Here is a 13,677-nt window from a genome sequence, read left to right on the forward strand (position 1 = left end):
TTTTGTCGTGGAAGGACCTACATGCCCTCACGCCGTATAGCCGCAGCAACCGCCGCCCTGGCCGCCGCGGCCCTCGTCTCCCCCCTGCTGCTCGCCGGGCCGGCCGGTGCCACCGGCAGCCCGCAGAGCGACCGCGCCAAGGGTGACGCGCTCGCGAAGAAGCTGGTCAAGGAGGCGACCGGTAAGGGAGCCAACAACCACCTGAAGGTCTTCCAGGCGATCGCCGACTACAACAAGGGCACCCGCGTGGCCGGCTCCAAGGGCCACGTGCAGTCCGCCCAGTACGTCGAGGCCGTCATGCGCGCCTCCGGATACAAGGTCACGAAGAACGAGTTCGACTTCGTCTACGTCGAGACCGTCGCCGAGACCCTCACGGTGAACGGCGCCAACGGGCGCGACGTGCCGATCCACCTGATGACGTACACGAAGAGCGGTCCGGAGGACGGCGTCACCGCCCAGCTGGCGGTCGCCCCGGTCGACGCGGACGGCACCAGCGGCTGCGAGCCCGGCGACTTCGCCGCCGGCGCCTTCACCGGCAAGATCGCCCTGATCAAGCGCGGCGGCTGCGCCTTCGCGGTCAAGCAGGAGAACGCGGCGGCGGCCGGCGCGGTCGGCGCGGTCATCTTCAACAACACCGAGGGCGCCCTGAACGGCACCCTCGGCGACCCGGCCGTGGGCAAGGTCCCGACCGGCGGCGTCACCCAGGCCGAGGGCGAGCGGCTCGCCGCCGACGCCGCGGCCGGCCCGGTCGAGCTCACCCTCGACATCCGCGAGCTGCGCGAGAACCGCAAGACGTACAACGTCGTGGCCGAGACCCGCGGCGGCGACGCGAACAACACCGTCTTCCTCGGCGCGCACCTCGACTCGGTCGCGGTGGGCCCGGGCATCAACGACAACGGCTCCGGCTCGGCCGGCATCCTCCAGGTCGCGCAGCGCCTGGCGAGCAGCCAGACGAAGATCAAGAACAAGGTCAAGTTCGCCTGGTGGTCGGCGGAGGAGTTCGGCCTGCTCGGCTCCGAGGCGTACGTCGCCGGCCTGACCGACGCGCAGAAGAAGCAGATCAAGCTCTACCTGAACTTCGACATGATCGGCTCGCCGAACGCCGCGTACTTCGTCTACGACGGCGACGACTCGGACGCGACCGGCGCGGGCCCCGGCCCGGCGGGCTCCGCCCAGCTGGAGAAGGGGATCACCGACTTCCTCGACTCCAAGAAGATCCCGCACGCGGGCACGGACTTCTCCGGCCGCTCGGACTACGGCCCGTTCATCGAGGTCGGCATCCCGTCCGGCGGCACGTTCACCGGCGCCGAGGGCATCAAGACGCCCGAGGAGGCCGCGAAGTTCGGTGGCCAGGCCGGTGTCGCCTACGACGTGAACTACCACGGCAAGGGTGACGACATCAACAACATCGACCAGAAGGCGCTCGACATCAACGTCGACGTCATCGCGGACGCGGTCGGCCACTACGCGCACGACCTGGCCCCGCTGACGAAGCCGGTCGTCTCGGTGCCGACCCCCGGCGGCAGCGGCGGTGGCGGCGGCCTGCACCCGGGCCACGACGAGATCAAGCAGTAGGCGGCAGCCGGAGGCGGGTGGCCCGCAGCGGTCACCCGCCACGGGTGGGGAGGGGCCGCAATCCCGTGGGGGTTCCGGCCCCTCCCGCGTGCCCGGCCCGTACGGCTGCCCCGTCGGGCGTGCCCGGCCCCTCGGTCGGGCCCCTCAGGTCCCGGCGCCGCCGTCCTGCGGCCACGCCTCGATGCCCACCGGCTGCACCAGCCAGCCGAACCCGCCCAAGCCGGCCGCGGACGTCAGCTCCGCCGCCTCGCCGGCCGCCGCCAGGGCCCGGACGTACGCCGCCGGATCCGTGGAGGCCAGCGCCAGCGGGGGCCGGGCCCCGGAGACGCCGAGGTCGGTCAGGGCCTCCCGCTGGGTCAGCAGCACCGCGCCCGGCCCGGCGCACGCGTCCAGGGCCACGTGCGCCGTGACGTCGCAGCCGCCGTCCGGGACCGGCGCCACCTCCCGGCCCGCCCGGAAGCCCGTCAGCGTCCCGTACGGGGGCCGTGCGTCCCGTACGTGGGCGTAGTCCACCGCCACCGCCAGGCCCCGCTCCACGGTGGCCACGGCCGCCGCCCAGGCCTCGTCCCGGGTGCGGCCCACCTCCGCGCGGCCGCCGCCCGGCCACCACCGCTCCAGCCAGGCCCGGTCCGCGTCGTCGAGGGGGCCGCCGGGGGACTCCGTACCGTCCGGCGCGACCAGGACGTAGCGCCCGTCCTCCGCCACCTCCAGCGGCACGTTGTCCAGCCACTCGTTGGCGAAGAGCAGTCCGGTCGTGCCCTCGGGCGGGGCGGCGCCCCAGCCGATGCGCGGGTCGAGCCCCGGCGGCCGCTCCGCCCGCTCCACGGCGTACGGGCGCACCCGCGCCGCCGTCCGCGCCGGCAGCGCGGCGAGCACCCCGGCCAGCAGCTCCCCCCGCCCGGCGCCCACGTCGACCAGGTCGAGCGCCTCCGGGTGCCCGAGGGCGGCGTCCACCCGGAGCAGGAGCCGGGCCACCGCGCCCGCGTACAGGCCGGAGGCGTGCACCGAGGTGCGGAAGTGCCCCGCCGGTCCCGGGCCGCCCGGCCGCACGTAGAAGCCGCCGGGCCCGTACAGCGCGGTCTCCATCGCCGTCCGCCAGCGGACCGGAATCATGCGTTCACCCTGGGTGCTCATCACGCAAAGGCTAAGCTCAGGGTCCACCTTCGGGAGTACGCCCCCGGTGCAAGGTCGCACCTGTGGTTGACTCCAGCACCTATCTCCTTTCCCTACGCTGGGTTACGTGCAGCGCCTCTACGAATTCCTCCGCAGACACCCGACGGGCGTCGACAGCTTCTGGGCCGTCTTCTTCTTCGGGTTCTCGATGCTGAACGTGGCGTCGATGAGCGCGAGCACCGGCCTCCGGCTCGCAGCGGTCCCCGTGACCCTGGCGATGACCGCCGTCGTGGCGCTGCGCCGCAAGTGGACGCAGGCGATGTTCTGGCTGGCCCTCGGCGCCGGCCTCTACCAGCTGGTCCTCGGCATCGAGGCCCAGTTCACCGACGTCGCCATGCTCGTGATCCTCTACACCGTGGCCGCCGGCGACCTCCCGCGCTGGGTCTCGCGCACCGCGCTGGGCGTCGGCCTGCTGGCCTCCCCGCTGTACTTCCTGCGCTTCGGCGTGGACAAGGGCCTCAGCGACCCGGAGAGCGCCCTCTTCGCCCTCTTCGTCATCGTCCCCTTCGCCCTCGCCTGGGTGGCCGGCGACTCGCTGCGCACCCGCCGGGCCTACTACGCCCAGCTGATCGAGCGCAACGAGCGGCTGGAGAACCAGCGCGAGGCGCAGGCCAAGGTCGCCGTCGCCGCCGAGCGCGCCCGGATCGCCCGCGAACTGCACGACGTCGTCGCGCACAACGTCTCGGTCATGGTGGTCCAGGCCGACGGCGCCGCGTACGTCATGGACGTGGCCCCCGAGCAGGCCAAGGAGGCCCTCCAGACCATCTCCGGCACCGGCCGCCAGGCCCTCGCCGAGATGCGCCGGCTGCTGGGCGTGCTGCGGACAGGCGAGCCCCAGGAGTCCGAGGACTACGTGCCGCAGCCGGACGTCGAGCAGATCGAGGTGCTGGTCGAGCAGGTGCGGGCGGCCGGGCTCGCGGTGGACTTCGAGGTCGAGGGCGCACCGCGCAAACTGCCCACCGGGGTGGAGCTGACGGCGTACCGGATCGTCCAGGAGGCCCTGACGAACACGCGCAAGCACGGCGGCCCGGACGCGCGGGCCAGCGTCCGGCTGGTCTACTTCGACGACGGCCTGGGCCTGCTCGTCGAGGACGACGGCCGGGGCGCCGCCCACGAGCTGTACGAGGACGGCGGCGCCGACGGCGCCGGGCACGGGCTGATCGGCATGCGCGAGCGCATCGGTATGGTCGGCGGAACCCTGGACACCGGGCCCCGGCCCGGCGGCGGCTTCCGGATCAGCGCGCTGCTTCCCCTGAAGAAGAGTTGACCGTGAAGTTCTTGGATTTCTTGAAGTTGAAGAGGACGAGGTAACTGATGTCCATCCGCGTGATGCTCGTCGACGACCAGGTGCTGCTGCGCACCGGCTTCCGCATGGTGCTCGCCGCCCAGCCCGACATGGAGGTCGTCGCCGAAGCGGGCAACGGCCTGGAGGCGCTGGAGGTGCTGCGGGCCACCACGGTGGACGTGGTGCTGATGGACGTCCGCATGCCCAAGCTCGACGGGGTCGAGGCGACCCGGCGGATCTGCGAGCCGCCCGAACACCCCAAGGTGATCATCCTGACGACCTTCGACCTCGACGAGTACGCCTTCTCGGGCCTGAAGGCGGGCGCGAGCGGCTTCATGCTGAAGGACGTGCCGCCCGCCGAGCTGCTGGCGGCGATCCGCTCCGTGCACAGCGGCGACGCCGTCGTCGCCCCGTCCACGACGCGGCGGCTGCTGGACCGGTTCGCGCCGATGCTCCCGACGACCACGGAGGAGCCGCGGAACAAGGAGGTCGACCGGCTGACCGAGCGCGAGCGCGAGGTCATGCTGCTGGTCGCCCAGGGCCTGTCGAACGGCGAGATCGCGGCCCGGCTGGTCCTGTCCGAGGCCACCGTCAAGACGCACGTGGGCCGCATCCTGACCAAGCTGGGGCTGCGCGACCGCGTCCAGGTCGTCGTCCTGGCGTACGAGACGGGCCTGGTCCGCGCGGGCGGCGGCCCGGCGGCCTGAGGGCGGCCTGAGGGCGGCCTAGGCAGGCCCTGCGTCCGTCCCTCCCGGGCCGCTGGTCATCCAGCGGTCCGGGCGGGCCGAGGCGCGGGAGGTGCGGGAGCGGGCGGCCTGCGCGTGCAGCAGCTCCGCGGCCCCGGCCGCGGCGCGCAGCCGGGCCGTCACCGTGCCGTTCGCGCCGGTGTCGACGTGGACGTCGGCCAGGCCGCGGGCCCTCGTCCAGGGGCCCTGGGAGAGGCGGACGCTCTGCACCTTGGCGTGCGGGACGATCTCCGTACGGCGGCACAGGCGGCCGTGCCGGGCGGCGAACACGTCCGGGGAGACGGCCAGGGCGTAGCCCTTCCACCACACCGGCACCACCCAGCGCGACCCGGTGCGCGGGGAGCCCTCGAAGGCGAGCGCCGCGAGGTCCACCCCCGGCAGGACCCGGTGGATCACGGCGTACGCGGCGTCCCGCGAGGCCACCGGGACCAGGACGTCGTTCTTGGAGCCCGCCACGGCCAGCTCCACGCGGACCCAGTCCCGCCGCCGCCACAGCAGCGGCTCCACGATCCGTACGGTCTGCACGCGCCCCGGCGGCACGGTCTCGTGCGCCCGGTCCAGCAGCCCGTGGTCCAGGCGCAGGCCGTCGGGGGACTCCGCGACGGTCCAGTCGTACTCGCTGAGGAACCGGCCCGCGCTGCCCGCCCACACCGCGCCCAGCATCGGGAGCAGGGTGACGACGGCCGCCCACGGGCTGGAGCTGATCCACCAGACGAACACCGGCGCGATGATCCCGCCCGCCAGGGCGGCGAGCACGCTCAGGCTCAGCGCGAGCGAGACGGCGATGTCCCGGGGACTGACGCGCAGCAGCTCCCGCTCCGGGGCCTGGCCCAGCGTCACGGCCTCCTCGGGGCTGAAGCCCGCCGCCCGGGCGAGGAGCTCGGCGCGCAGGGCGACGGCCTCCTTCTCGCCGAGGAAGGCGAGCTCGTCCTTGTCGTCCGTCCCGATGACGTCGAGCCGCAGGGAGGCGACCCCGGTGAGCCGGGCCAGCAGCGGCCGGGTGACGTCCACCGCCTGGAGCCGGTCGAGGCGGATGTGCGCGGTGCGGCGGAAGAACAGGCCGGTGCGGATGCGCAGTTCGGTGTCGGTCACCGCGAAGTGCGTGAACCACCAGCTCAGGAAGCCGTACGCGCCGAAGACGAGGACCAGCGCGAGCAGCGCGAGGACGCGCAGCAGGGCGGACAGGTCCGCGACCCACTCCCCCGCCCGGTCGCCCTGCTGGACGATCACGCCGACGGTGGCGGCGATGGGCACCCAGGCGCGGCGCAGCGGGGTGAAGGGGTGCAGCCGCCGCTCGGAGGCCGACGCGGCTTCCGCGGAGGGGGCGGGGGCGTCCGCCGCGCCCCCCGCCGGCTCCGGGGCGGCCGGGGGCGCGCCGGCCGCCGGACCGGAGGTCGCCGGCTCGTCTCCCGCCCGGGCCGGGGTCACAGGCCCGCCGACCTTGCCTCGCCGAGCGCGGTGAGCCGGTCGCGGAGCCGTTCCGCCTCGGCCGGGACCAGCCCCGGGATCTTGGCGTCCGTCGCCGCGGCCGCCGTGTGCAGCTGGACGGAGGCCAGCCCGAAGCGGCGCTCCAGCGGGCCCGAGGTCACCTCGACGAGCTGCATCCGCCCGTACGGGACCACCGTCTGCTCCCGCCAGAGCACGCCCCGGCTGATCAGCAGGTCGTCGGAGCGCTCCGCGTACCGCCACGACCGCCAGTTCCGGCCCAGCATCACCCAGCCCCAGGCCGTCACCGCGAACCAGAACGCCCCGGCCGCCGCCCACGCCGGGCCGGCGGTCAGGCCGAGGACGACCGCCGTCAGCGCCGCGAACAGCGTCGTCCAGATCACCAGCAGCAGCCGCCTCAGCGTCAGGAGCCCGCCCGGCAGCCCCACCCACTCGGGCCCGCCCGTCCCACCCGATGTCCCCGTTTCCATGCGTCCACCCTAGGCGGGCGGGCCGCCGATCCGGACGGATCGACGATCCCTCCCGTCCTGCTGAGACAATGCCCGCATGACGGAGACCACGGTCGGCATCGGCGGTGCGGCGGAGAGCACCGACATGGTGCTCAACATCGGCCCCCAGCACCCTTCCACGCACGGCGTCCTGCGGCTGCGCCTCGTCCTGGACGGGGAGCGGATCGTCAGCGCCGAGCCGGTGGTCGGCTACATGCACCGCGGCGCCGAGAAGCTCTTCGAGGCCCGCGACTACCGGCAGATCGTGATGCTCGCGAACCGCCACGACTGGCTGTCCGCGTTCTCGAACGAGCTGGGCGTCGTCATGGCGGTCGAGCGGATGCTCGGCATGGAGGTCCCCGAGCGGGCCGTATGGATGCGGACCCTGCTGGCCGAGCTGAACCGGGTGCTGAACCACCTGATGTTCCTCGGCTCGTACCCGCTCGAACTGGGCGGGATCACGCCGATCTTCCACGCGTTCCGCGAACGCGAGGAGCTCCAGGCCGTCATGGAGGAGATCTCCGGCGGCCGCATGCACTACATGTTCAACCGCGTCGGCGGCCTCAAGGAGGACCTCCCGGCGGGCTGGCTCGGCCGGGCCCGCGCCGCGATCGCCGACGTCCGCACCCGGATGGACGTCTACGACAAGCTGGTCCACGGGAACGAGATCTTCCGCGGCCGCACGCGCGGCGTCGGGGTGCTGACCGCCGAGGCGGTCCACGCGTACGGGGTCTCCGGCCCGATCGCCCGCGCCTCGGGCGTCGACTTCGACCTGCGCCGCGACGAGCCGTACCTGGCCTACGGCGAGCTCCAGGACGTCCTGAAGGTGGTCACCCGCACCGAGGGCGACTGCCTGGCCCGCTTCGAGGTCCTGCTCGACCAGACGCACAACGCGCTGGACCTGGCCGTCGCCTGCCTGGACCGGATGGCGGAGCTGCCGCCGGGGCCGGTCAACCAGCGCCTGCCCAAGGTCCTCAAGGCGCCCGAGGGCCACACGTACGCCTGGACCGAGAACCCGCTCGGCGTCAACGGCTACTACCTCGTCTCCAAGGGCGAGAAGACCCCGTACCGGCTGAAGCTGCGCAGCGCCTCCTTCAACAACATCCAGGCCCTCGCCGTGCTGCTGCCCGGGCAGCTCGTCGCGGACATGGTGTCGATCCTCGGCTCGCTCTTCTTCGTCGTCGGCGACATCGACAAGTAGTGGCCCCTCACGGGCCGCTCCGGGCCGATCCGCCGGGGATCCAGGGCCGCGCACCGGCCGCCGCGCTCCAGGAGGGCCGGATGAGTCCCGGCCTGCGCGCCGGCTACCTGCGGCGGCTCGGCGTCACCGATCCGGGCAGCCCGTCCGCCGAGGGGCTGTTCGCCCTCCAGCGGGCCCACCTGGAGCGCGTCGCGTACGACAACGTCGGCATCCAGCTCGGCCGGCCGCCCGGGATCGACCCCGAGCGGTCGGCCCGGCGCATCGCCGCCGGGGGCGGCGGCTACTGCTTCCACCTCAACGGTGCCTTCGCGCTGCTCCTCGGGTCACTGGGCTACGACGTGACCCGCCACCTCGGCGGGGTGAACGCCGATCCCGGATCCCGCGCGGTGAGCGGCGACCACCTCGCCCTGACCGTCCGGGTCGGTGGAGGGGCCTACTTCGTGGACACCGGTCTGGGCGACGGCCCGCACGAGCCGCTGCCGCTGCGCGCGGGCGCGTACGAGCGGGGGCGCTTCCGGTACGTGATGGAACGGCTGGAGCCGCTGGAGGGCGAGGGCCCGGGCTGGACCTACCGCAATCCCGGCGGGCCGATGCCCCGGGTGAACTTCCGCGACGCCCCGGCCGTCACGGCCGACTTCGCGGCGATGCACACCCGGCTCTCCAGCGCCGCCGAGTCCCCCTTCGTACGGAACTTCGCGCTGCTGCGGCGGGACGCGGAGGGCGTGGACGTGCTGCGGGGCCGGGTGCTGAGCCGGATCGATCCCGCGCGGGGGACGAGCCAGCGGGAGCTGGCGGGCCCGGAGGAGTTCCGCGCGGCGATCGAGGGCGTCTTCGGGCGGCGGCTCGACGGCCTCACCCCGGAGGACCGGGCGGCGCTGTGGGCCGCGGCGTGCCGGGCCCACGAGGCGTGGCAGGCCCGGCGGTCCGCCGGGACCTGACCCCCGCCCGGGGGGCCGGGGGGTGGGCCGGGCCGGGGGCCGGGGCGGGGGCCGGGGTGGGCCGGGCCGGCGATGTCCGTGCGGCAGGGCAGACTTGGGGCCATGTCCCACTCCCCTCGCCGGGCCTGCCCGGCCTGCGGCCGCGACTGCGCCGTCACCGCCGGCCGGATCGCCCGCCACGACCCTCCCGGCGGGAGCGGACGCGGAGACCTGGTGTCCTGCCCCGGCTCCCGGGCCCGGGTGGTGCTCGGCGCCTCCGCGCCGACCCTGGACGGCTTCGTGCTGTCCGAACACCCGGGGCAGCTCCCGCTGTTCTGACGCCTCAGCGGCCGCCGAGCACGCCGATCAGCCGCGAGCTGCTGTCCGCTCCGAAGCCGGCGGCGACGCCGCGCCGGTAGAGGTCGGCGTGGGCGGCCAGGATCCCGGTGTCCACGCCCGAGGCGGCGGCGGTGTGCAGCACGTGCTCCACACTGGCCGCGCACATGGCGAGGCGCTCGTGCGTGCCCGCGTGGTCGTCCGCGTCGATCAGCGGGGCGGAACCCTCGTAGAAGCCGCGCAGGGTGTCGGCGGTGTACGCGGCGTACGGGACCACGTCCGCGGCCGTCAGGCCGTTCGCGCGGGCCACGGCGAGGGCCTGGTACCAGCCGGTGAACGCGGTCCAGAACATCATCATGTTGAGCTGGTAGTAGAGCTGGGCGTGGCCCGGGTCGGCGCCCCGGTAGTCGGTGGCGGCGAGGACGTCGAGCACGGCACGGTGCGCCTCGTACACCTCGCGGGGGCCGCTGACGAAGGCGGACGCGCCCTCCCGGCCGATGCCCGTGGGCGGCACGTTGATCCCGCCGGTGAGGTACGCCGCGCCCCGCTCCCCGGCCCACCGGGCGGCCGAGCGGGCCTTGTCCGGGACGTCCGAGGACAGGTTGGCGAGGACCCGGCCGGCGAGGTCCGCCTCCCCCAGGGCGGAGTACAGGGCGTCCACGTCGATCAGGCTGAGCACGGTCAGCGGGCTCGCGGCGACGGCCTCGGCGGCCGTCGCGGCGCGGTGCGCCCCGCGCGCCACGAGCTCGGCGTACTTGCCGGGGCTGCGGTTCCAGACGGTGACCCGGTGGCCCGCGTCGAGGTAGGCGGCGGCCATGGCCCGGCCCATGGGCCCGAGGCCGACGACGGTGACATCGGTGGTGGTGGCGGCGTTGGCGGCATTGGAAACCTGGCTCATGACGGAGTTCTCCCCACGACGAACGGCCTAGAACGAACGCTCTATCCAGCGCTCATCCCGACCGTACACCAGCTGGAACGAGCGCTCTATCCAGATAGGACGGTAAGATCCCGCCCATGGCAGCAGCGGCGAAGACAGAGACGGCAGCGACGAAGACCGGAACGGGCACGCGCGACCGGCTGGTCCGGACCGCCTCCCGCCTCATGCAGCACGGCGGCTACGAGAACACACCGGTCAAGCAGCTCGTCCGCGAGGCGGAAGCCACCCTCGGCTCGCTCTACCACTTCTTCCCCGGCGGCAAGCAGGAGCTCGCGGTGGCCGCGATCCGCTACGGCGACGAGGAGTTCGCCGAGGTGCTCCGCACCGGCCTGGCCGCGCACCCCGACCCGGCGCAGGCCGTCGAGGCAGTCGCCGTCCTGCTCGCGGACGCCCTGGCGGACTCGTACTGGCGGGACGGCTGCCCGGTGACGACGACCGCCCTGGAGTCGATCGGCCGCCACCCGGAGATCCAGGCCGCCTGCGCCCGGGCCTTCGCCCACTGGGAGGAGCTGGCGGCGGCGAAGCTCCTGGCGTCGGGCCACCCGCAGGACGAGGCCCGCGACCTGGCCGCGACGGTCCTGAACACCCTGGGCGGAGCCGAGATCGCCGCCCAGGTCGAGCAGAGCCGCACCCCGCTGCTGGTGGCGGGCGCCCATCTGGCCCGGCTGATCAGGTCCTACGCGGCCGAGCGGAGCTGAGCCGCCGGGGAACCGCTTATCGCGGGCGTGGCGAAAATTCGATACGCCCGCGCAACGGCCCGCCGTCTTCCATCGAGCCATGAACCCCGATGCGTCCCCCTCCGCGCCGCGCCGCCGCACGCGCGGAGCCGTCCTCCTCGTCCTGGCGGTCCTCGTCCTTGCGGGAGCCCTGTTCGCCCTGCGGCGGCCGCTGATGATGTCCGCCCCGATGTGCCTGGCCGGGCGGTGGCACGGCTGCTTCGACACGTTCAACGGCGTGGTGCTCATGACGCTGGTCACGCTGCCCCTGGCCGTGCTGGTGGCCTGGGCCCTGGCGGCCCGCCGACGGGCCGACGGCGCCGCCTCCGCCTCCGCGTGGCGGATGTCGCTGGCCGCGGTGGGCATGGTCCACGGAACGGTGCCGTTCGTGTGGATGACGATGATGCCGGGCTCCGGAGCCGGCGTCGTCCCCGGCCGGCTGAGCCTCGTACCGCTGCGGGACCTGGCCACGATGGGGCCGCTCGGGATCGCGGGCAACCTGCTGGTCTTCGCGGCCCTGGGCTTCTTCGCTCCCGTCCGGTGGGCGGCGGTGGCGTCCGTGCCGCGGATCCTCGCCCTCGGCGCGGGCTGCTCGGTCCTCGTGGAGAGTGCCCAGTACGTCCTGCGGCTGGACCGGGTGTCCTCGGTGGACGACGTCCTCGTCAACGCCGCCGGCGCCGCGCTCGCCGGGCTGGCCTCGCGCCGCTGGTGGCGCACCACGGCGCCGGCCCGGCCCGGGCGGCCCCGCCCCGCGCCCGAGCCCGCGCCCGCCCCGGCGGGCTGACCGGCATACGCGGGCGATACGGGACGGCCCCGAAGGGCTGTCCCGTAATCCCCGGTGGATCAGCGCGCGGCGTCAGATGCGGTACATCGCAAGGCGGAGGAGCGTCCGGATACTGGACGTATCCGGACGTTCCGACAACGCGGCGAGGTGCCGTAGCTGTCGCCGCGCGCCCGCCGGGGATTACGGGACAGCCCTTAGGCTTCGGCCATGCGCGTACTGATCGTGGAGGACGAGCCGTACCTGGCCGAGGCCGTCCGGGACGGTCTGCGGCTGGAGGCGATCGCCGCCGACATCGCCGGTGACGGCGACTCCGCCCTGGAACTGCTCGGCGTCCACTCCTACGACCTCGCGATCCTCGACCGCGACATCCCCGGGCCCTCCGGCGACGAGGTCGCCCGGCACATCGTCGCCTCCGGCCGCTGCCTGCCGATCCTCATGCTGACCGCCGCCGACCGGATCGACGACAAGGCCTCCGGGTTCGGGCTCGGCGCCGACGACTACCTCACCAAGCCGTTCGAGCTGCGGGAGCTCGTCCTGCGGCTGCGGGCGCTGGACCGCCGGCGCGCGTACGCCCGCCCCCCGGTCCGCGAGATCGCGGGCCTGCGGCTCGACCCGTTCCGCCGGGAGGTCTTCCGCGACGGGCACCACGTCGCGCTCACCCGCAAGCAGTTCGCCGTCCTGGAAGTCCTCGTCACCGCCGAGGGCGGGGTCGTCTCCGCCGAAGACCTGCTGGAGCGGGCCTGGGACGAGAACGCCGACCCCTTCACCAACGCCGTGCGCATCACCGTCTCCGCCCTGCGCAAACGGCTCGGCGAACCGTGGATCATCGCCACGGTGCCCGGAGTCGGCTACCGGATCGACGCCGGCCGGACCGGCGGGGACGGCGCGGGGGCCACGGGCGGCGGCTCCGCCGGGGACACCGGCGGGTCCGCCGCCGCCCCCGGCGGGACCCGTGCGTAGACGCCCGGGGCTCAGCGCCCGCCTGAAACTCACCCTCAGCTACGCCGGGTTCCTCCTCCTCGCCAGCGCCCTCCTGCTGGCCGTGGTGTGGATGTTCCTGCTGCGCTACGTACCGGACAACTCCCAGGGCCTGCTCGGGATCTCGCCCAACCGCTACCTCCTCGTGCACACCTTCGCCCCCGCCGCGGCCGTCGCACTGGCCTGCCTGCTCGTGTTCGGCCTCGTGGGGGGCTGGATCCTCGCCGGCCGGATGCTCGCCCCCCTCACCCGGATCGCGGACGCGGCACGGACGGCGGGCAAGGGGTCGCTGTCGCACCGGATCCGCATGACGGGACGCACGGACGAGTTCCGCGAACTCTCCGACGCCTTCGACTCGATGCTCGACCAGCTGGAGTCCCGCGTCGCCGAGCAGCGGCGGTTCGCCGCGAACGCCTCCCACGAGCTGCGCACCCCGCTGGCGATCTCGCGGACGCTCCTCGACGTGGCCCGCAAGGACCCCGCGCGGGACCGGGACGAACTCGTCGAGCGCCTGCACGCCGTCAACACCCGGGCGATCGGCCTCACCGAGGCCCTGCTGCTGCTCAGCCGCGGCGACCGAGGGAACCTCACCCGCGAGGACGTCGACCTGTCCCTCCTCGCCGAGGAGGCCGCCGAGACGCTGCTCCCCCTCGCGGAACGGCGCCGGATCGCGCTCGACGTCACCGGAGGGGCGGCCCCGACCGGCGGCTCCGCCGAGCTCCTGCTGCGGATGGTGACGAACCTCGTCCAGAACGCCGTCGTCCACAACCTCCCCGCCGGCGGCTCCGTGACGGTCCACACCGAGGCCTGCGGGGGAACGAGCGTGCTGCACGTCGGCAACACGGGCCACCGGATCCCCGACGCCCTGGTACCGACCCTCACCGAGCCCTTCCAGCGCGGTACGGAGCGCGTACGCACCGACGAGCACGCCGGCGTCGGCCTCGGGCTGGCCATCGTGCACAGCATCGTCCGCGCCCACGACGGGACCCTGGAACTGGCCCCCGGCCCCGCCGGGGGGCTCCTCGTCACGGTCCGGCTCCCCGCGGCGGCGTCCGTACGGGACGCCCCCTAGACGGTGTCGGCGCCGTCGCCCCG

At 74.2% G+C, this 13,677-nt stretch carries 14 protein-coding genes; 10 read left to right on the plus strand and 4 right to left on the minus strand.

Annotated features, from left to right (window positions below; all coding sequences use genetic code 11):
* Positions 1-21 precede the first annotated feature (21 nt).
* The gene (locus tag ACZ6S8_RS17395; RefSeq protein WP_469456595.1) at positions 22-1,575 is read left to right on the plus strand and encodes a M28 family metallopeptidase; all 1,554 of its coding nucleotides are present in this window, start codon (positions 22-24) and stop codon (positions 1,573-1,575) included.
* A 144-nt stretch (positions 1,576-1,719) separates the two neighbouring features.
* On the opposite strand, the gene ACZ6S8_RS17400 is transcribed toward ACZ6S8_RS17395, so the two are convergent.
* Positions 1,720-2,709, minus strand: coding sequence for an SAM-dependent methyltransferase (locus ACZ6S8_RS17400; RefSeq protein ID WP_469456597.1), 990 nt, complete (start codon positions 2,707-2,709; stop codon positions 1,720-1,722).
* A gap of 106 nt (positions 2,710-2,815) precedes the next feature.
* On the opposite strand from ACZ6S8_RS17400, the gene ACZ6S8_RS17405 reads away from it, so the two are divergent.
* The gene (locus tag ACZ6S8_RS17405; protein ID WP_469456599.1) at positions 2,816-4,015 is read left to right on the plus strand and encodes a sensor histidine kinase; all 1,200 of its coding nucleotides are present in this window, start codon (positions 2,816-2,818) and stop codon (positions 4,013-4,015) included.
* Positions 4,016-4,062: 47 nt separating this feature from the next.
* Complete coding sequence (locus ACZ6S8_RS17410) at positions 4,063-4,740, plus strand: response regulator (protein ID WP_267723059.1); 678 nt, start codon at positions 4,063-4,065, stop codon at positions 4,738-4,740.
* A gap of 18 nt (positions 4,741-4,758) precedes the next feature.
* Here ACZ6S8_RS17410 and ACZ6S8_RS17415 read toward each other — a convergent pair whose 3' ends face one another.
* Together ACZ6S8_RS17415 and ACZ6S8_RS17420 are read right to left on the minus strand one after the other, a co-directional pair.
* Positions 4,759-6,207, minus strand: a complete 1,449-nt coding sequence (locus tag ACZ6S8_RS17415; RefSeq protein WP_469456601.1) for a PH domain-containing protein — start codon at positions 6,205-6,207, stop codon at positions 4,759-4,761.
* Positions 6,204-6,695 carry a PH domain-containing protein gene (locus ACZ6S8_RS17420; RefSeq protein WP_469456603.1) on the minus strand — a complete coding sequence of 164 codons (492 nt, stop codon included), beginning with the start codon at positions 6,693-6,695 and terminating at the stop codon, positions 6,204-6,206. Before ACZ6S8_RS17420 ends, ACZ6S8_RS17415 begins: the two co-directional genes overlap by 4 nt.
* 76 nt (positions 6,696-6,771) lie before the next feature.
* Between ACZ6S8_RS17420 and ACZ6S8_RS17425 the strand changes: the two genes are divergently transcribed.
* From ACZ6S8_RS17425 to ACZ6S8_RS17435, 3 genes are all read left to right on the plus strand, one after another.
* The gene (locus ACZ6S8_RS17425; RefSeq protein ID WP_469456606.1) at positions 6,772-7,914 is read left to right on the plus strand and encodes an NADH-quinone oxidoreductase subunit D; all 1,143 of its coding nucleotides are present in this window, start codon (positions 6,772-6,774) and stop codon (positions 7,912-7,914) included.
* An 80-nt stretch (positions 7,915-7,994) separates the two neighbouring features.
* Entirely contained in the window at positions 7,995-8,852 is an 858-nt protein-coding gene (locus ACZ6S8_RS17430) for an arylamine N-acetyltransferase family protein (protein WP_469456608.1), read from the plus strand.
* A gap of 102 nt (positions 8,853-8,954) precedes the next feature.
* Positions 8,955-9,170, plus strand: coding sequence for a hypothetical protein (locus ACZ6S8_RS17435; protein WP_386529788.1), 216 nt, complete (start codon positions 8,955-8,957; stop codon positions 9,168-9,170).
* A 4-nt stretch (positions 9,171-9,174) separates the two neighbouring features.
* Here ACZ6S8_RS17435 and ACZ6S8_RS17440 read toward each other — a convergent pair whose 3' ends face one another.
* Positions 9,175-10,065 carry an NAD(P)-dependent oxidoreductase gene (locus ACZ6S8_RS17440; protein ID WP_469456610.1) on the minus strand — a complete coding sequence of 297 codons (891 nt, stop codon included), beginning with the start codon at positions 10,063-10,065 and terminating at the stop codon, positions 9,175-9,177.
* Between the two features lie 116 nt (positions 10,066-10,181).
* Here ACZ6S8_RS17440 and ACZ6S8_RS17445 point away from each other — a divergent pair, with 116 nt between their 5' ends.
* From ACZ6S8_RS17445 to ACZ6S8_RS17460, 4 genes are all read left to right on the plus strand, one after another.
* Complete coding sequence (locus tag ACZ6S8_RS17445; RefSeq protein ID WP_469456612.1) at positions 10,182-10,802, plus strand: TetR/AcrR family transcriptional regulator; 621 nt, start codon at positions 10,182-10,184, stop codon at positions 10,800-10,802.
* Between the two features lie 79 nt (positions 10,803-10,881).
* The gene (locus ACZ6S8_RS17450) at positions 10,882-11,604 is read left to right on the plus strand and encodes a VanZ family protein (protein ID WP_469456614.1); all 723 of its coding nucleotides are present in this window, start codon (positions 10,882-10,884) and stop codon (positions 11,602-11,604) included.
* A gap of 207 nt (positions 11,605-11,811) precedes the next feature.
* The gene (locus ACZ6S8_RS17455) at positions 11,812-12,564 is read left to right on the plus strand and encodes a response regulator transcription factor (RefSeq protein ID WP_469456616.1); all 753 of its coding nucleotides are present in this window, start codon (positions 11,812-11,814) and stop codon (positions 12,562-12,564) included.
* Entirely contained in the window at positions 12,557-13,654 is a 1,098-nt protein-coding gene (locus ACZ6S8_RS17460) for a sensor histidine kinase (protein WP_469456618.1), read from the plus strand. The genes ACZ6S8_RS17455 and ACZ6S8_RS17460 overlap by 8 nt, the downstream gene beginning before the upstream one ends.
* The last annotated feature ends 23 nt before the right edge of the window (positions 13,655-13,677 follow it).

The sequence above is a fragment of the Streptomyces sp. NPDC048461 genome (assembly GCF_055587105.1).